Genomic DNA, 17,798 nt, shown 5'->3' with positions numbered 1-17,798 from the left:
CTCACGGCCATGCGATTGGCCCGGCACCACGACGTTGTCGGCATCTCGACCAAGCCCGCTCTGGTCAGCGGACAGGAACTGGGTCTGCGGTTGTCCCGGCCCGAGTACTGGGCCCGCGACTACTGGATCGGCTTCGAACGGTTTCGCGGGTTGGACCGCGTACGGACCGTGCACGCCGAACTCACCGGCGTGGACCTGTCGGCCCGAATAGTCACCGCCCGCGGCTTCGACGGTGCACCCATCCACGAGTCCTACGACACGTTGGTCATCGCGACCGGAGTGACCAACGGCTTCTGGCGCCAACCCATGCTGCAGTCCGCGGACGACATCGGCGCGGACCTGCGCGCCGCGCACGAGCGACTGGCCTCAGCCAACTCAGTGGTCGTGATCGGTGGCGGTGCGGCCGCGGTCAGTGCCGCCGCCAACATCGCGACCACCTGGCCGGGCACGCGGGTCGACCTCTACCACCCGGGCGCACGCGCACTGCCGCATCACCATGACCGGACCTGGCGGCGGGTGCAGCGACGGCTGTGTGAGGCCGGTGTCGGTGTGCACGCCGGGTATCGCGCGGTGCTGCCGGAAGGCTTCCGCGCCGACGAGATCACCAGCGCGTCCGTCGAATTCAGCACGGGACAACCACCCGTCGACGCGGAGGCGGTGGTGTGGGCGATCGGACGGGTGCGGCCCAACACCGGCTGGCTGCCCGCCGAGATCCTGGACGACGACGGGTTCGTGCGTGTGATGCCCGACCTGCGGGTGCCCGGGCAACCCGGGGTGTTCGCGATCGGGGATGTGGCGGCCACCGACCCGTTGCGCAGTTCGGCCCGCAATCGCGCCGACGGACTGCTGGCGCACAACGTGCGGGCTGAGATCGCGGGCAGGACGCTGCGGAATTACCGTCCCCCGCAGCGGCGTTGGGGCTCGGTGCTCGGTCCGCAGCGAGACGGCCTCGAGGTGTTCGCGCCCAACGGGCGGCCGTTCCGATTCCCGGCGTGGTCCATCGACCGCGTGCTGCAGCCATGGATTGTGCGACGCGGCATCTACCGAGGCGTGCGCGACTAGCGATTTGGGCGCGGTATCCGGCTCACCGCCGGAAACCGCGCCCAAGTCAGGTCAGGGCGAGCCGGGTCAGGGGATTCCGGCCGCAACCCGCGGCGGGTGATCGGCCGACGCGGTGTCCAGCACGAGTTCGGCGACCCGATCACGGTGCTGTTCGGCACTGCCCAGCAACGCGGCATCGGTGGTCGCGCGCTTGAAGTACAGGTGCGCCTGGTGTTCCCAGGTGAACCCGATACCGCCGAGCGTCTGAATGGTGTCGCGGGCGATCTGGCTGAACGCGGCCGAACACGTGGCCTGGGCGATGCTGGCCGCCAGCGCCGGGTCGTCGGTGCCGTCGGTCAGCGCCCACGCCGCGTGATAGGCCGTGGAACGGGAGTGCTCGACATCGACCAGCAGATCGGCCAGGCGATGTTTGACGGCCTGGAATCCACCGATCGGACGCCCGAACTGCAGGCGCGCCTTGGCATATTCGACGCCGACATCGAGCAGGTGCTGACCGGCGCCGACCTGTTCGGCGGCCAACAGCACCGAGCCGACCTGCAGCGCGTGGGTGATCACGCGCTCGGCCTCCTCGGGTCCGGCGACCAGTCGGGCCGCGGCGTCGGCGAATTCGATCGTGGCCTGCGGCCGGGTCAGGTCGAGGGTCACCAGCGGGCTTCGCGTCACGCCCGCGCCCGTCGCGTCCACCGCGTAGAGCCCCACGCCCTCGGAACCCGTTGCGGCAACCAGGATCACGTCGGCAGCGCCCGCGTCGACCACCCGCTCGACGGTGCCCGTGACCGTGGCGTCGGATCCGCCGGTGGCCGACACGGTGACGGCCGACGGGTCGAAGGCGCCGGCCCGGTCATTCACCGCGAACGCCGCAGTCCTGCGGCCCTCGATGAGATCGGGCAGCAGTTCGTCGCGCACGGCACCGCCGGAGGCGGCCACCAGGGCCGGAATCGCGAGATACACCGTGCCGAACAGAGGTCCGCACGCGAGTGCCGCGCCGAGTTCCTCGATCGCGACCGCCTGGTCGACCAGGGTGCCGCCGGCGCCGCCGTCGTCCTCGGACACCGCGAGCCCGAACACACCGAGTTCGGCACCCAGGCGGGCCCACACCGACGCATCGAACGGTGGATCGGATTCCATCAGGCGGCGGACCGTCGCCTCGTCGAAGTTGTCCGCGCAGAACTTTCGCACCGCCGCACGCAACTGCTGCTGCTCGTCGGTGAAGCTGAACTCAGCCACGGGGAATCTCCTTCCAGGGCATGCCGGCATCGGCACGCAGATCGCCGGGCAAGCCGAGCACGCGTTCACCGAGGATGTTGCGCATGACGTCGGAGGTGCCGCCTTCGATGGTGTTGGCCCGGCTGCGCAGGTAGCGCTGCTGGACGGGTCCACGCCAGTCGGACTCACCGTCGTCCTCGCGGTCCAATGCGTAGGTGTGGTACAGAACCCCTTCTGGCCCAAGGAGATCCATGCACCACTGGTAGATCTGCTGGTTGAGTTCGGCACCCACCAGCTTGCCGATCGAGCCCTCCGGACCGGGGCCGCCCACACCTGCCGAGGCGCGGGAACGTTCCGCGGTCAGGCGCTGCGCCTCGGAGCGCAGCCACAGTTGGGTCAGCTGGTCACGCAGCACCGGGGTGTGCAGATCGGGGCGCGACGCCCACAGCGACACCGCGTCCGAGATGGTGCCCGCACCACGCCTGCTGCCACTGCCGCCGAGCGCGCTGCGCTCATTCATCAGCGTGGTCATCGCGACGCGCCAACCGTCGCCGATCGCGCCGAGGCGATGCTCGTCGGGAATCCGGGCGTCGGTGATGTAGACCTCGTTGAACTCGGCCTGGCCGGTCATCTGACGCAGAGGTCGGGTCTCCACGCCCGGACCGTGCATATCGATGACGAAGTAGGTCAGGCCCTTGTGCTTGGGCGCATCGGGATTGGTGCGCGCCAACAGCAGGCCCCAGCGGGCGCGGTGAGCCAGGCTGGTCCACACCTTCTGCCCGTTGAGCACCCACTCGTCACCGTCCTGGACGGCGGAGGTCGCCAATCCGGCGAGGTCCGAACCGGCGCCGGGTTCGGAGAACAGCTGGCACCAGATGTCCTCGGTGGTGGCCAGCGGACGCAGCCAGAACCGTTTGAGGTCGTCGGATTGTGCGTGTTCACGGATCGTGGGGGCGGCCATGCCGTAGCCCATGGGATTCAGCCCGAGGGGCACGGGTCCACCTGCGCCCTGCAGGATCCTGTCGGCGACGGCCTGCAGGCCCCGGGAGACGCCGATGCCGCCCTGGCCCGCGGGGAAGTGCACCCAGGACAGGCCGGCGTCGTAGCAGGCCCCGAGGTACTCCTGGACGGGCACGGTTTTCGGATTGTGGTCGGCGATCACCTGTTCGGCGAGATCGGCGACCCGGTCTGAGTCAACAGCAGCGGTGCTCACCTGAGCCACCATAGGAAATCGACACCCGTCAAGATAGACCTGGGTCGAAATTGGTTCGTCTCACCAGGTGTCGACGAACCGCGTCCGCCGCGGGCCCCGCTCATGCAGTGCGGCGGCCGACAGTGTCGCGGCGATGAGGCTGCGCGTCTCGGCCGGGTCGATGACGTCGTCGATCTCGAAGATCGCAGCAGCGTTGAGCGCCTTGGCGTTCTCCTGCGCCGCGGCCGTGGCGGCCCGGACCCGCGCCTCACGCTCCTCGGGGTCGGCGATGGCGTCGAGTTCCTTGCGCAGCCCCAGGCGTACGGCCCCCTCCAGGCCCATCGGGCCGAGGTGGGCGCCGGGCCAGGCCGCGGTGAGCAGGGGTTCGCGCATGCTTCCACCGGTCATCGCCTGCGCGCCCAGGCCGTAGCCGCGCCGCAGGATCACCGCGACCAGCGGCACCTCGAGCGCCGCGCCGGCCACCAGCATCCGGGAGGCCCGGCGCACCAGCGCCGCGGATTCGGCGTCCGGGCCCACCATGAAGCCCGGGCAGTCCACCAGGGAGATCACCGGCAGTCCGAAGGCGTCGCACAACTGCAGGAAGCGCGCGGCCTTGTCGGAGGCCGCGGCCGTGATGGCACCGGCCATGACCATGGTGTTGTTCGCGATGAAGCCGACCGGGCGACCCTCGATGCGCGCCAGGGCGGTCACCATCTCCGGAGCGAAGCGGGGCCGCAGGAACGTCACAGAATCCACGTCGGCGAGGGTCTCGATGATGGGGTTCACCGGGTACGCGCGCCGAGCGCGTTCGGGAAGGATTGTGCGCAAAGGCAACTGGTCGGGGGCCTGGAATTCGGCGACCGGGCCCTGGAAGTAGGCGAGCAGGCGTTTGGCGGTCGCGACGGCCGCGGCTTCGTCGGGCACCACGACGTCGACGACGCCGTTCGGTTCCTGAACCGAGATGGGGCCGACGTCGTCGGGAGCGACCTCCCCGAGGCCGCCGCCGGCGATCATCGCGGGACCGCCCATACCGATCGAGGTGTCCGCGGTGGCGACGATCAGGTCGGAGCATCCGGCGATCACGGCATTGCCCGCGAAGCACCGACCCTTGACGACCGCGATGCGCGGAACCAGGCCGGACAGCGACGCCCACAGTTTGAAGGCCCGGACCTCCAGCGAGGACACCGTCGGGTAGTCGGTGTCACCGGGCCTGCCGCCGCCGCCCTCGGCGAAGAACACCGCGGGCAGGCGCATGCGCTCGATCAGTTCGAAGAGGCGGTCCTTCTTGTGGTGCCCGAAGACGCCCTGCGTGCCGGCCAGCACCGTGTAGTCGTAGGACAGCACCGCACACGCACTGCGCTCGGGCCCGAACAGATCGCCGTTGACGCGGGCCGTGCCGGCGATCAGCCCGTCCGCGGGGGTGTTCGCGGTCAGATCCTCGACCGAACGGCGCGCTCGCTGCGCGGCGATCGTGAATCGGCCGTACTCCAGGAAGGATCCGGAATCGACCAGATCGGCGATGTTCTCCCGGGCCGTCCGTCCGCCCGCCGCGTGACGACGCTCGACCGCCTGGGGCCGAGCCTCGTCCTCAGTCAGGGCTCGTCGCCGAAGCAGTTCAAGGTGGTCAGCGGGCAGATCGGCATCGGCCTCGGGCATCGTCGCTCCTTAGGGACCGGGTGGAGGATGACCCACGTTAGGCGACGGGGTTGGACCTCAGCCCGCGGGCGGGCCCGGATTGGTCAGCACGATCCGTCCGAGTTGGCCGAGGATCTCGGCGGGACTCGCTCCGGCGGGCGCGCAGCCCGGCAGACAGTCATCGATGCGCTGCCACTGCTGGCAGTCGCTGGTCTTGAAGCTGGTGTCGCTGGCCTCGATCTTGACGACCTGCTGCTTCTTGCTCATGGCGTTGTCGACGATTTCCTCGCCGTTGGTGCGCTTCCAGTAGCAGACCTTGCCCTCGACTGGGCCGGCTGAACTGTAGGTTCCGGGCGTGATGTCGGTGCCGACGGCGTAGGTGCCGCTGCCTTCGATCGTCGCGGTGGGGCCGGGCGCCGGGCCAGGAGGCGGCCCCGGTGGTGTCGGCTCAGCGGCGCTGATCGCGGTCGAGGCGCACCAGCCCGCGACTGCCAGCGCAGCCGCCAGCCCGATGGTTTGCTTAGACCTCATAACTTCCCAGTGTAAACGTTTGCTCGCGCCGGTCTTCACCTTCGGTGACGGCGCTCACTGGCCGCACTCCGACATACGTCGAGCTCAATGCCGGTGTCTGGGAGAGCGGATCCACCGGGGATCCCGTGACCAGCAGATTGCGGTTGACGCCGTGGACGATCGCCGGGGCCGACCCGGCCGGGTCGAAGACCCGCGAACCCCAGCCGTGATCGACGATCACCACCCCGCGGCGAGGCCGGTCGTCGATCTCGGCGTCGAGTTCCACCGCGCCGGCGGGGGAGAACACCTGGATCCGATCGCCGGTGGCGATGCCCAGTTCGGCCGCGTCGTCGGGGTGGATCACTGCGACGCTGCGCCTGCCGCCGGGATGCAGACCGGGCAGGTCGTTGAGATAGGAGTTCATCGAATGCCGGTGGCGGCGGTTGCCGAGGAGGAAGGGGTGGCCCGGCGGTGCGGTCGGGGTGGGTGTGTCGAGCAGTTCCCGGGCCCGCGCCACGAGGCTGTCCGGCGCCAGGTGGATGCGCCCGTCGGAGGTGCGCAGCGCGGCGTCGAACCGGCCGTACTCGCGCGGTCCCAGCACCATGCCGTGCGGGTGTCTCTGCAGTTTCCGCCATGACAGCTTGTGGCCGTTCACTTTTCGTGACATCGCGATGATCAGCCGATCGATCCATTTCGGCTGGAACGCCAACGCGGGCCGCCGGGTCACTCGGGCAAGCGTGCGCGTGGCGGCGATGAACCGCGTCACCATCGCGGACCCGAACAGCGGAGTGCGCATGGCCAGCGCGAGGTCGACGAAGATCCGCCACTCCTCGTGAGCTTCCGGCGGTGGGGCCACGGCCCTCGCGCCGAACTGCACATACGGTTCGTCGTGCATATTGCTGGTGAGCGCCAGCAGGTCGTCGCGTTCGAGCCAGTGCACCGCGGGCAGCAGCCAGTGCGCATGTCGGTGGCTTTCGCGTTGCACGAAGTCGATGGCGACCAGCAGGTCGAGTTGAGCCAGTGCCTCGTCCAACGCCGCGCCGTCCGGTCCGGACACCACCGGGTTGCCGGCGTTGATGACCATGGCTCGAATCCGACCGGGTCCCGGCGTGGTGATCTCGGCGGGCAGTTCGCTGAGTGCATGCGCCCCCGCGACCATCGGCCGACCCGCGACCCGGCTGAGATGGTCGGGGGTTTTGGCCAGGCCGGCCAGTCGCAGCGCGTCCAGGTACCCCGGTTCGAATCGGCGTCCGCCCGGCCGATCCATCCGTCCGGTGATGACGTTGAGGACGTGCCCCAACCATTCGCCGACCGTGCCCGTGATGTGCAGCGACACCCCGGTGCGGGTGATCGCCATCGCCGACCGCGCGGTGGCGAATTCACGCGCGATCCGTTCGATCTCGGCGCGCGGGATGTCGCAGCGCGTCGCGAGATCGTCGAGGTCGGCCGTGTCGGTCAGGCGTCGAAGCTCCTCGCACCCGGTGGCCCGGTCCACGCAGTCCGCGGTGTGTTCGAGGCCGTCGTCCAGGATCACCTTGACCATCGCCAACAGCAGCGCCCAATCCTGGCCGGGGCGGACCGCGAGGTGAGTGTCAGCCCGATCCGCCGACTCGGTGCGGAGGGGATCGACGACGACGATCGTCGCGCCCTCGCGTTGCCGCTGCAGTGCGCGCTGCCAGCCGCCGGGTGCGGTCTCGACCCAATTCCACGCGCTGACAGCAGGATTTGTGCCGACCAGGAGGAAGTAGTCGCAGTTGTCGATGTCGGACACCGGCACCATGATCGGCGAGCCGTACATGGCCTCGGCGACGACGTGCAGCGCGTTCTGGTCGACCGAACCCACCGCATAGCGGTTGGCGGTGCCGATCCCGTCGAGCCAGGCGTTCATGAAGATCAGGTTGGACGACGAGAATCCGGCCGGGTTTCCGTAGTAGGCGCCGATGGTGTCGGGTCCGTCGGCGTCGATGAGCGCCATCATCCGGGCCGCGATGTCGGCGATGGCCTCGTCCCAGGTGGCCTCGATGTAGCGGTCGCCCACCCGCTTCATCGGGGCGACGATCCGGCGCGGGTGCGACACAAGCTGATGCGCGTTGCGGCCCTTGGCGCAGAAGTCCCGCCAACTGTGCGGGTTGTCCTTGTCGGCGGAGATCTTGACGACGCGGTTGTCGGCGACCGTGACCTCGACACCGCACGAGGCCAGGCAGTACCGGCAGAAGGTGAACACTCGGTCCTCGGATGGGCCGCTCATCAACTCAGCGTGACGTTCGCGGTCCGAGCTGTAAAGTCCGAATCGCTGATCGGCACACGAGAGCGCGCTGTGTCCCGCATCCGAACGAAAGAGCGAGTATGACCGACGATCGTCAGGACATCTCCGATGTTCTGATCAGGTACGCCACCGGGATCGATCGGCGCGACTGGCCGTTGTTCCGGACGGTCTTCACCACCGACTGCGAACTCGACTACGGCGAGATCGGCACCTTCCATGGCGTGGACGCCGTCACCGAATTCATGGAGCAGGCGCACGCGATGGCCGGGCAGACCCTGCACCGCCTCAGCAACATGGCCATCACGGTCGCGGGGGACACGGCCGAGGCCCGGACGTACATCGACGGCCTGATCCTCGCGCCCGACGGACAGTCCGGTGTGAACGCCGTCGGCGTCTACGACGACGACCTGGTGCGCACCGGCGACGGGTGGCGCATCGCGCGGCGCCGGTTCACCGCGGCGCGCGTGACGACCGTGGGGGCACCGTGACGTTCGCGCAGAAGTACGGGCCGTGGGCCGTCGTCGCCGGGGCGTCCGACGGGGTGGGCGCCGCGTTGGCCGAGGGCCTGGCCGAGCGAGGACTCAACATCGTGCTGGTGGCCCGCAGACAGGGGGTGCTCGATGAGGTCGCCGCCGGGATCGAAGGCCGGACCGGGGTCTCCACGCGCAGCCTGGCCGTCGACCTGGCCCACGAGGACGCCGCCGCTGCCATCGCCGAGGCGACCGCCGACCTGGAAGTCGGTTTCCTGGTGTACTGCGCAGGGGCCGATCCCGACTTCCGACCGTTCCTCGACAACACGCTCGCGGCGGCCGAATCGATGGTTGCTCGCAACTGCCTGACCCCGGTGCGACTGTGCCACCACTTCGCGCCCGGGATGGTCGCGCGCGGACGCGGCGGGATCGTGCTCTTTGGGTCGGGCGCGGGTCTGGCCGGCGGTCCGAACATGGTGGCCTATGCCGCCAGCAAGGCGTTTGACATGGTGTTCGCCGAAGCCCTGTGGGCCGAACTCAACCCGGCCGGGGTCGACGTCGTCGGCCTGATCCTGGGCAAGACGAACACCCCGGCACTGCGCCGGCTCGAATACGAGCGCGGCCAGATCGCATCCGAGGAGGACGTGCCGGACGGTGCCGTCGACGTGTCCACCGTCGTGACCGAGGCCTTCGACAACCTCACCAACGGGCCGACGGTCTTCGTCGGCGAGGACATGCGCGCGGCCGCCCAGTTGATGGGGTCGGTCAGCCGGAACCAGGCCGTCGCCTTCCTGTCGGCCGCGATCACCTCGTCGATGGGGGAGTCGACCTAGCGGGTGCTCCCGTCTGTCTCAGGCGGGCTTTCGCTGTGCGTTTCGACGCGTGTTCTGGGCGTCCGTTTCGGAGGTGCGTTTCGGAGGTGCGTTTCAGCGGACCACTCGCGCGGCAATACTGCCCGCGAGGTTCGTCTTACGAGGTTCGCCGAAAAGCGCATCGTGCCAGGCATCCGTAGGCTCGGCATTGCGTGCTCAGCGGATTCGGGGTCGCGGGCACGAAGTCAGGGAGGAGTTGCATGTCGCAATCGGTGGAATCTGCGCTCAGTGACCAGTCTGAGCAGCCCAACGAACCGACCGAGATCACCTTCGACGAACATCTGCACCCCGCCAGGCCTCGGACTCTGCGGTACCGGCCGCGCGTCAAATCCCCCTTCACCCGTCGCTCCCTCGCGCAGGACGGCCCCGCCTCCGCCGAGAACCCGGCCTACGTGTCGTGGCTGCTGTCGCAGTCGATGCTCAGCGATGCCAACGAGATCAGCCAACAGTTCTCGGGGCAGGGGTCGATGTGGCAGAACCCCTACGCCAACCCCAATCCGCGCGGCGCGGTCGACACCGCCTCGGTCTGGTTCACCGCCTACCCGATCTCGTTGATCACCCGACCCGACGAGTCCTTCCTCAAGGCCATCGCGGATGAGCAGTTGTGGAAGGCGTTCGCCGAGATCGGCATCGAAGCCGTGCACACCGGTCCGGTCAAGCGTGCCGGTGGCATCTCGGGCTGGCAGCACACCCCCAGCGTCGACGGCCACTTCGACCGCATCAGCACCCAGATCGATCCGGCCTTCGGCACCGAAGAGGAGTTCCGCCACCTGTGTGGGACCGCCAACTGGTACGGCGGCACGATCATCGACGACATCGTGCCCGGCCATACGGGCAAGGGCGCGGACTTCCGGCTCGCGGAGATGAAGTACGCGGACTACCCGGGCATCTACCACATGGTCGAGGTGGACCCCCTGGACTGGGACAACCTGCCCGACGTGCCGGCCGGAGCGGATTCGGTCAACATCGACGCGGCCACCGAGGACTGGTTGGACAAGGCCGGGTACATCATCGGACGTCTGCAGCGGGTGATCTTCTACGCCGAAGGGGTCAAGGAGACCAACTGGAGCGTGACCCGACCCGTTCTGGGCGTCGACGGGATCGTCCGGCGATGGGTGTACCTGCACTACTTCAAGGACGGGCAGCCCTCCATCAACTGGCTCGACCCGTCGTTCGCCGGCATGCGCCTGGTGATCGGGGACGCGCTGCACTCGCTGGCGGATCTTGGCACCGGCGGACTCAGGCTGGACGCCAACGGTTTTCTGGGCGCGGAGAAGACCGCGGCTGAGGACAACCCGGGATGGTCGGAGGGTCATCCGCTGTCTGAGGCCGCCAACCACCTCATCGCCAGCATGGTCCGCAAGGTCGGCGGGTTCACCTTCCAGGAGTTGAACCTGACCATCGACGACATCAGGCAGATCGGTGAGGCGGGGGCCGACCTCTCCTACGACTTCATCAGCCGACCCGCCTATCAGCACGCCTTCGTCACCGGCGACACCGAGTTCCTGCGCCTGACGCTGCGCACCACGCTCGAGTTGGGCGTGGACCCCGTGTCGCTGGTGCATGCCCTGCAGAACCACGACGAACTCACCTATGAACTCGTGCACTGGTCCACCGGCCACCGTGACGACATCTACGAATACAAGAACGAGCAGGTCACCGGTGAGCAGTTGGGCGACATCATCCGTCGTGACCTCAGCGAGAAGCTGACCGGCCCCAACGCGCCGTACAACCGGGTGTTCACCACCAATGGAATCGCCTGCACCACAGCGTCTCTGATCACCGCCACGCTGGGGGTCACCGACCTGGCGAAACTGGACGAGATGGTCGACATCGACCACGTCCGGCGCGCCCACCTGCTGCTGGCAATGTTCAACGCCCTACAACCCGGCGTCTTCGCGCTGTCCGGCTGGGACCTCTGCGGGATGCTCCCCCTTCCCGCCGAGCAGGTTTCGGCGCTGCTGCGCAGCGGTGACACCCGATGGATCCACCGCGCCGCACACGACCTCATGGGTGTCAACCCCGACGCGGAGCGGTCGTTGGCCGGCATGCCAAGGGGGAGAAGTCTTTACGGATCGATCCCGGAGCAGTTGGCCGACGAGGCGAGCTTCCTGCGTCAGCTGCAGGCGATCCTTCGCGTGCGGTCGCACTACGGCATCGCCACCAGTCGTCAGATCGACATCCCCGACGTCTCGCACCGCGGCATGCTCGTCATGGTGCACCGACTCGAAGACGATCGCGTCTATCAGCTCACGGTGCTCAACTTCGCCAACGAGCACATCGCCGGCACGGTGCGCTCGGACAAGCTCCCCGCCGGAGGCCACGTGTCGGACATGTTCAGCGGGAAATCGCTGGCCACCGTGGACGATCTGCACAGCTTCGCCGTCGACATGCCGCCGCACCACGGACTTGCGCTCCTGGTCGAGGCGCCCGAACCTGACGACGCGGCTTCCGATTCGATTGGATGACGCCTTCGCGGGCGGCGTGGGTGCCAGACTGTGCTGGTGGACCCTGCGGGCATCTATCGGACGGGAAGCCGTGCGGTGCGGCACTCCGGTGTGTTGGCCGCGATGGCGGGTGGTTGGTTGGCCGCTGAGTGCCGGCCACATGTGCTGGCTGCTCAGGCCATCTCCTCGTTGCCCGTCCCCGTTGGTCCGGTCGGTGACATCGCCCGTGGGGTTGCCGCCCAGCACGCCGACTCGGTCTTGGACCGAGCGTTGCGGGAGGCGTTCGGCGACGGCTTCGCCGACGACGCGGTACATCCCAGAACGCCGCCACGTCGGGTGGGTTCCCGCGGGCCGGTCACGGTCCTTCGACACCGGCGTCGCTACTGTGGCGGTGCCGCGGACATCTCGTATGGGGATGGCGGGCGAGCACACACCCTCGACATCTGGCGACGGCCGGACACCCGTTGTGACGCCCCGGTGCTGGTGCACATCCCGGGTGGTGCCTGGTCGGTGAACGACAAACGCGGGCAGGGATATCCACTGCTGGCCGCGATGGCTGAGCGCGGCTGGGTCGGGGTATCGATCAACTACCGTCGGAGCCCGCACCACGCGTGGCCCGCGCACGTGATCGACGTCAAGCGCGCGGTGGCGTGGGTCAAGCAGAACATCGCCGACTTCGGCGGAGATCCCAGTTTCATCGCGGTGACGGGTGGGTCCGCCGGTGGGCACCTGAGCGCGTTGACCGCGCTGACAGCCAACGAACCTCGATTCCAACCCGGGTTCGAATCCCTCGACACCACAGTGCATGCCGCGGTTCCGATGTACGGCGTGTTCGACCTGACCGACTCGCGGATCATGCATCCGCAGATGATGCCGTTCCTGGAACGCTCGGTGCTGAAGATGCCTTTGGCAGGCTCTCGCGACACTTACGAGTTGGCATCGCCCGTGTGCCATGTCAGCAGCGATGCCCCACCGTTCTTCGTGCTGCATGGCGCCAAGGACAACGTCGTACCGCCCGGTCAGTCACGGGTCTTCTCGGCGGCCCTGCGGTCCGCGGGTGCGGCGACGGTGTTGTACGCCGAACTGCCCAACGCCCATCACATGTTCGACGCGCTGGCCTCGGTGCGGGCGCACCTGGTGGCCCAGAACGTCGCGGCCTTCCTCGGGATCGTCTATGGGCGGCATCTTGCGGCGCGAACGGGTGGGCCATTGCAGCCCGGCGGTGCTTGAGAGGGTCGTCGATGGTGAGTGCGTGGCTGGTCAGCCATATCCCGGCGGGCCTGCTGTTGGTGCTGCTGATCGTCGTGATCGCCGGTGGGGCGGTGGCCCTGCAGGTCCTTGTCCGGCGGCGGTTTCCGGTGTTGCGCCGCGAGGACCACAACGATGTCACCAAGTTCACCTACGGTGTCATCGGTTTCGTCTACGCGTTCTTCATCGGCTTCGTGGTGTCGGCGATGTGGAGTCAGATCGGCGCCGCGGATGGCAAGGCCCGCGCCGAGGGTTCAGCGGCGGTCCAGATGGCGCGCGATGCTTCGGTGTTCGCTCCCGCGGACGCGGACCGCATCCGCGCGAGCCTGTTGACCTATGAGCAGGCGGCGATCGACGAGTGGTCCAATGCCATCCACGGGAGTTCTGCGGCTGCTGATTCCGCCCTGGCCGATCTGTATTCGACATATCGCCAGATCCGCCCGGCCGACGACGTGCAGAAGTCTGTCCTGACGACGTCAGTGGTGAACCTCGACAAGATCAGTCAGGCGCGTACGGAGCGGATTGTGCAGGCCCGCACCGACACTGGTCCGCCCTGGCCGCTGTGGGCGGTGATCTTTCTGACCAGCGCGATGGTGCTGGGCACCGTCATCATCTACGGCGTCGAGCATCCCATGATGCACTACCCCATGGTCGCGATCGTGGGAACGCTGGTGGCCACCAATCTCTTTCTGGTGCTCCAGCTTTCCCACCCGTTCCTCGGGGGTATCGCCGTCAGTCCCGAGCCGCTGCGCGAGGTGGTGGCGGTGTTGTCGGGGGAGCGGGGCTAGGCGGTTCTGGCCGAGGCGCGCTGTCACGGCAGCGGTCGTGTGCCACCAGTATGTCGACCGTCGCGTAGTCCATCGGGACCATGCCGCTGGACGATTGGGTGGGGACGGAGCGTCGCGAGCGGGATCCAGTCGCGTAGGTGATCGCCAAGCTGATCGAACGCGCGGCTGAACACCGGGTCTGACGTGCGATTCCGCCAGACCCGGCTCAGCCGTCGTCCTTCTGCTGGTCGGGGTCGGGTGGGTCGGGGCCGCCTTGGTTGTCCTCCGTGTCGCGTGGTGCGAGGAGGTTTTCCGGGTGGTGGTAGTCATTCACCCGTGGTCCGCCGTTGTCGAGATGCGGCGGTGGGATCCATTCACACCGCCCGTTGCGCATGCGGGTTTTCCAGCCGGTGGGACCGACTTTGCGGTTGTCGGGCCCGCAGGCCAGAGCCAGCTCGTTGATATTCGTTTCTCCGCCGTCGCCCCAGTCGAGGACGGCGTGGTGGACTTGGGATTGGTAGGCCGAGGCGGTGCAACCCCGGTCGCGAGCATGAAGCACGATGCGCTGCGCGGGGGTGGCGATCCGCTTGGCCCGCCCGAGATACAGCGCCTGCCCGTCGTCATCGAACACCGACAGGTAGTGAAAGGCATGGGAGGCCATCCGGATCAGGTCGCGCATGGGCAGCAGGGAGCCGCCGCCGGTGATGCCGAACCCGGCCCCGGACTGGAGTTCCTTGAGCGTCGTCGACACCACCACCGTCACGGGCAGGCCGTTGAGTTTCCCGAGTTTCTTCGAGGCCAGGAGCATGCGTCCGGCGGCGACCAGGGCGTCGTGCTGGCGTTGGGCTTTGGTGCGGTGGTCGGCCTTGATCTGTTCCTCCGACGGCCGCCCCGACACGCACGGTGTTTCGTCGTCGGGGTTGCACATTCCTGGGGCGCCCAGTTTGGCGCAGCCGGCTTCGAGGAGCGCGGCGGCTTCGGGGGTGAGGTGTCCCCGGACTTCGGTCAATCCGTCAGGCCCCTGCTTGCCGAAGGTGAGGCCGCGGCGGCGTTGGATGTCGGCATCGTTGAACGACCCGTCGGGATCCAACCACAACAGCATCCGGTCCAACGCGGCCCGCAGGTCGGGCACCCCGAGCTCGCTGGCGTGGTCGGCGGCCAATTTCTCGGCCGCGACTCGGGCGCTGAGGTCGACGTGGTCGGGCAGTGCTTTGAAGAACTTCCGGATCCTTTCCACGTGCGCGGGCCCCACCCGGCCTTCGGCCACCTGTGCGGCGACGTTCGGCATGATCGGCTCCAGCGCCTCGCCGGTCATCGCCCGCCGCGGACCCAACACCTCGGCGTCGGCGACGCGTTGGCGGGCTTCTTCGGCGGGGATTCGCAACCGGTGGGTCAGGACTTTGGTGACCTTGTCGCCGCCGAGTTCCTCGGGTCCGCACTCCTGCAGGCGTGCAACGAGTTTGTGGTCGACGGCGGCGTGGGCCCAGCTGACTTTCTGTAGGCGTTCCATCACCGTCAGCACCTGCAGTGCGGAGAGGTCATCGACGGACGCGGCGGCGAGGCGAGCGTGGACGCCCTCAAGCTCAGAGAGCAGGGCGGCCACTGAAGTCATATTCGAACAGTAGTTCGGGCCACCGACAGAAAACGTCGCGATGTGACTGGAGAAACCCAAGGGGCAGAAGAAAATTCAGGGAATCGAGCTGTTTCGGATGGCAAGTGAATCCGCGTCGGGAGCCAGTACAGCGCCGAGGAGTTCGGGGAGGACGAGTGTCATCACAGGAGGGGTTCTGAGCCGGGAAGGCAAACTCGCCGAGCGATGCGCTGGCGAGGGCGGCCGAACTCGGCGTCAGCGCAAGGTCTCTGGGGCGTTCTTAGGGCGCCTCCGGTCGCATGGCTTCGCGGGCCCGCGCAGAGCCAGCGAGCAGCACCCGTTGCACTGCAACCCAATTCAGACCAAGCCTCAGCCCAACTCCTCCGCGATCGCAGCCAACCGCGAAATCGACCCCGCAAGCCGATCCGAAGTCGTCGTCCGAGCCCGCACCATCCGGGCCTCGTCCGTCAACTGAGTCCAGTCATAGGTGTGCGTCACCCGGCACCGTGACGGACCCAGCGGTTCGATCTCCCACCGCCACAGATGCCCCGGCCGAGGCTGATCGACCTCCGAGGGTTGCCAGGCGATGCGTCGGCCCTCCTCGAACTCCACGACATGGTTCTGCCGGACCTGACCGGTCGTGAGCGTCATCGAGAACACCTCGCCCACCGCGCGGACGCGGGTCGGCGTGGCCTCGGCGAGGTTGTCGTTGCCGTCCCATCGCGGCTGCTGCGCGACGTCGGCGATGAGTTCGAAAACGGTCGCCGCGGGCGCCGCGATCTCGCGACTGGCTGTGACCACCCGGGCCGCTGAATCATCGGAAATCGACATGCCGGATATCCAATCAGGCGGCACAAGTACTTTTACGGGCATGAGTTATCCGGGCCCGCCGCACGCCGCGCCGCAGACCCCCGTCTGCTACCGGCATCCCGATCGCGTCACCTACGTCACGTGCACGCGTTGCCACCGGCCCATCTGCGGAGACTGCATGCGGTCGGCAGCGGTCGGCCACCAGTGCGTGGACTGCGTCCAAGAGGCCGCGGCCTCTGTGCGCGAGCCCAAGACTCAGTTCGGCGGGACGCTGCGCACCGCGACGACGCCGGTGGTCACCTGGACTCTCATCGGCCTGAACGTTCTGGCCTTCGTGCTGCAGATGGCGGTCGGTCAGCTCGAACCGGACTTCGCGCTGTGGCCGAACGGCGTCGCGCACTTCGATCAGTGGTACCGACTCATCACCTCCGCGTTCCTGCACGACGGGACGCTGCACATCCTGTTCAACATGTGGGCGCTGTACATCGTGGGCCCCGCGTTGGAGATGTGGTTGGGCCGCCTGCGGTACGTGGCGCTGTACGTGCTTAGCCTGCTGGGCGGGTCCGTCGCGGTCTACCTGCTCTCGGACCCCTCAAGCCTGACGCTGGGCGCCTCGGGTGCGGTCTTCGGCCTGTTCGGCGCGACCTTCGTCATCGGCCGTCGCCTCAACCTGGATGTGCGCTGGGTGGCGGCGCTGATCCTGATCAACGTCGTCATCACGGTCGTCGCGCCGGCCATGGGCGCCGGACCGATCAGCTGGCAGGGCCACCTGGGCGGGTTGGTCACCGGATCCATCGTGGGGGCGGCGTTCGCGTATGCGCCTGCCCAGCGGCGTGCCGCGGTCGGGGCGGGAGTGACGGTGGCGCTGCTCGTGGTGTTCGCCGTCCTGCTGTGGTGGCGTACGGGAGTGTTGATCGAGCCGTACCGGATCGTCGTCGGCTGAGCAGCCCCACGGGCTGAACGCCCCGAACCGCTACCGACTGGCGGTCTTGATCCCGACCGCGTGACGCAGTTGGTCGAGGAAGCCGTCGTCGTCGTCACTTCGGACGATGTAATGGCAGACGGCCACCCTGATCGCTGTGGCCGCCTTCACCGGCGCGCTGGGTCCGCTGAGCAGTTTCTCCAGCTGGGCCCGCATGACAGGCAGCACCTGCGACAACCGGGCGATGACCACCTCGGGTTCGATGTCGATCGCGCGCACTCCCGAGTAGGAGTGCTGGTAGTCGACGATGAACCGCAGCGCCGCGTCCAGGCGGTCGGTGCCACGCAGGCCGGCGGTGGCCCGGCTGATGCCCGTGTCGAACATCTCGCGCTCGTAGATGCTGAAGGCGTCGAGCAGGTCCTCCTTGGACGCGAACCAGCGATACAGCGTCGGGCGGGACACCCCGGCCTGTTGGGCCACGTCGGACAGGCTCAGCTTGGACTGTCCGCTTCGGCTGAGGACCTCGGCGGTCGCCGCCAGGATTCGCCGCCGGGTCGAGTTGTCCTCGGCGGGGTCGACGGCCGCGGTCAATGGCTCGTTGTTTCGCACAATGAACCAGATCGTAGAGGCAATCCGGCGTCAGATGGCTTCAACGGCGCCTTTGACCACGCCGAACCACGTGAATTGACGGTCGGACAGGGACGATGGGCGCCGCCTGGGATAACCTTCTAATCAGCCACATCGCTCGCGCAACCGCGAGTGCGGTGCCGTGCCGCCACGCCTACCGGGGTTCAAAACGC

At 68.0% G+C, this 17,798-nt stretch carries 15 protein-coding genes; 7 read left to right on the top strand and 8 right to left on the bottom strand.

Features of this window, described 5'->3' with window-relative positions; translation table 11 throughout:
* Positions 1-9: 9 nt before the first annotated feature.
* Complete coding sequence (locus G6N34_RS28150; RefSeq protein WP_234812901.1) at positions 10-1,062, top strand: FAD-dependent oxidoreductase; 1,053 nt, start codon at positions 10-12, stop codon at positions 1,060-1,062.
* 66 nt (positions 1,063-1,128) lie between these two features.
* On the opposite strand, the gene G6N34_RS23605 is transcribed toward G6N34_RS28150, so the two are convergent.
* Genes G6N34_RS23605 through G6N34_RS23585 form a run of 5 tightly spaced genes read right to left on the bottom strand, consistent with a single transcriptional unit; the run spans position 1,129 to position 7,853 of the window.
* Positions 1,129-2,289 carry an acyl-CoA dehydrogenase family protein gene (locus G6N34_RS23605; RefSeq protein WP_085151952.1) on the bottom strand — a complete coding sequence of 387 codons (1,161 nt, stop codon included), beginning with the start codon at positions 2,287-2,289 and terminating at the stop codon, positions 1,129-1,131.
* Entirely contained in the window at positions 2,282-3,493 is a 1,212-nt protein-coding gene (locus tag G6N34_RS23600; RefSeq protein WP_085151951.1) for an acyl-CoA dehydrogenase family protein, read from the bottom strand. Before G6N34_RS23600 ends, G6N34_RS23605 begins: the two co-directional genes overlap by 8 nt.
* 48 nt (positions 3,494-3,541) lie before the next feature.
* Complete coding sequence (locus G6N34_RS23595) at positions 3,542-5,116, bottom strand: acyl-CoA carboxylase subunit beta (RefSeq protein WP_085151950.1); 1,575 nt, start codon at positions 5,114-5,116, stop codon at positions 3,542-3,544.
* Between the two features lie 57 nt (positions 5,117-5,173).
* Positions 5,174-5,626, bottom strand: a complete 453-nt coding sequence (locus G6N34_RS23590; RefSeq protein ID WP_085151949.1) for an Rv1352/Rv1906c domain-containing protein — start codon at positions 5,624-5,626, stop codon at positions 5,174-5,176.
* Positions 5,616-7,853, bottom strand: a complete 2,238-nt coding sequence (locus tag G6N34_RS23585) for a molybdopterin-containing oxidoreductase family protein (RefSeq protein WP_085151948.1) — start codon at positions 7,851-7,853, stop codon at positions 5,616-5,618. Before G6N34_RS23585 ends, G6N34_RS23590 begins: the two co-directional genes overlap by 11 nt.
* Positions 7,854-7,951: 98 nt before the next feature.
* On the opposite strand from G6N34_RS23585, the gene G6N34_RS23580 reads away from it, so the two are divergent.
* The 5 genes from G6N34_RS23580 (at position 7,952) to G6N34_RS23560 (ending at position 13,696) form a co-directional block, all read left to right on the top strand.
* Positions 7,952-8,359 (top strand): nuclear transport factor 2 family protein, encoded by a 408-nt coding sequence (locus G6N34_RS23580; RefSeq protein WP_085151947.1) that lies wholly within the window; start codon positions 7,952-7,954, stop codon positions 8,357-8,359.
* Positions 8,356-9,174, top strand: a complete 819-nt coding sequence (locus G6N34_RS23575; RefSeq protein ID WP_085152196.1) for an SDR family NAD(P)-dependent oxidoreductase — start codon at positions 8,356-8,358, stop codon at positions 9,172-9,174. Before G6N34_RS23580 ends, G6N34_RS23575 begins: the two co-directional genes overlap by 4 nt.
* 239 nt (positions 9,175-9,413) lie before the next feature.
* The gene (gene treS, locus G6N34_RS23570; protein WP_085151946.1) at positions 9,414-11,681 is read left to right on the top strand and encodes a maltose alpha-D-glucosyltransferase; all 2,268 of its coding nucleotides are present in this window, start codon (positions 9,414-9,416) and stop codon (positions 11,679-11,681) included.
* 36 nt (positions 11,682-11,717) lie between these two features.
* On the top strand, positions 11,718-12,890 hold the full coding sequence (locus tag G6N34_RS23565) for an alpha/beta hydrolase (RefSeq protein ID WP_133057761.1): 1,173 nt from the start codon (positions 11,718-11,720) through the stop codon (positions 12,888-12,890).
* Positions 12,891-12,901: 11 nt separating this feature from the next.
* Positions 12,902-13,696, top strand: coding sequence for a bestrophin-like domain (locus G6N34_RS23560; protein WP_085151945.1), 795 nt, complete (start codon positions 12,902-12,904; stop codon positions 13,694-13,696).
* A gap of 205 nt (positions 13,697-13,901) precedes the next feature.
* Here the strand turns inward: G6N34_RS23560 and G6N34_RS23555 are convergent, their stop codons facing one another.
* Positions 13,902-15,287 carry an HNH endonuclease signature motif containing protein gene (locus G6N34_RS23555; protein WP_085151944.1) on the bottom strand — a complete coding sequence of 462 codons (1,386 nt, stop codon included), beginning with the start codon at positions 15,285-15,287 and terminating at the stop codon, positions 13,902-13,904.
* Positions 15,288-15,635: 348 nt separating this feature from the next.
* Positions 15,636-16,091, bottom strand: a complete 456-nt coding sequence (locus G6N34_RS23550) for an SRPBCC family protein (RefSeq protein WP_197746710.1) — start codon at positions 16,089-16,091, stop codon at positions 15,636-15,638.
* 46 nt (positions 16,092-16,137) lie between these two features.
* Between G6N34_RS23550 and G6N34_RS23545 the strand changes: the two genes are divergently transcribed.
* Positions 16,138-17,019, top strand: a complete 882-nt coding sequence (locus G6N34_RS23545; RefSeq protein WP_085151942.1) for a rhomboid family intramembrane serine protease — start codon at positions 16,138-16,140, stop codon at positions 17,017-17,019.
* Positions 17,020-17,049: 30 nt separating this feature from the next.
* On the opposite strand, the gene G6N34_RS23540 is transcribed toward G6N34_RS23545, so the two are convergent.
* The gene (locus G6N34_RS23540; RefSeq protein WP_085151941.1) at positions 17,050-17,607 is read right to left on the bottom strand and encodes a TetR/AcrR family transcriptional regulator; all 558 of its coding nucleotides are present in this window, start codon (positions 17,605-17,607) and stop codon (positions 17,050-17,052) included.
* Positions 17,608-17,798: the final 191 nt, after the last annotated feature.

The sequence above is a fragment of the Mycolicibacterium confluentis genome (assembly GCF_010729895.1).
GTDB classification, from domain to species: domain Bacteria; phylum Actinomycetota; class Actinomycetes; order Mycobacteriales; family Mycobacteriaceae; genus Mycobacterium; species Mycobacterium confluentis.
Note: the sequence above shows the minus strand (reverse complement) of the source record. Positions and strands in the feature narration are given on the sequence as shown.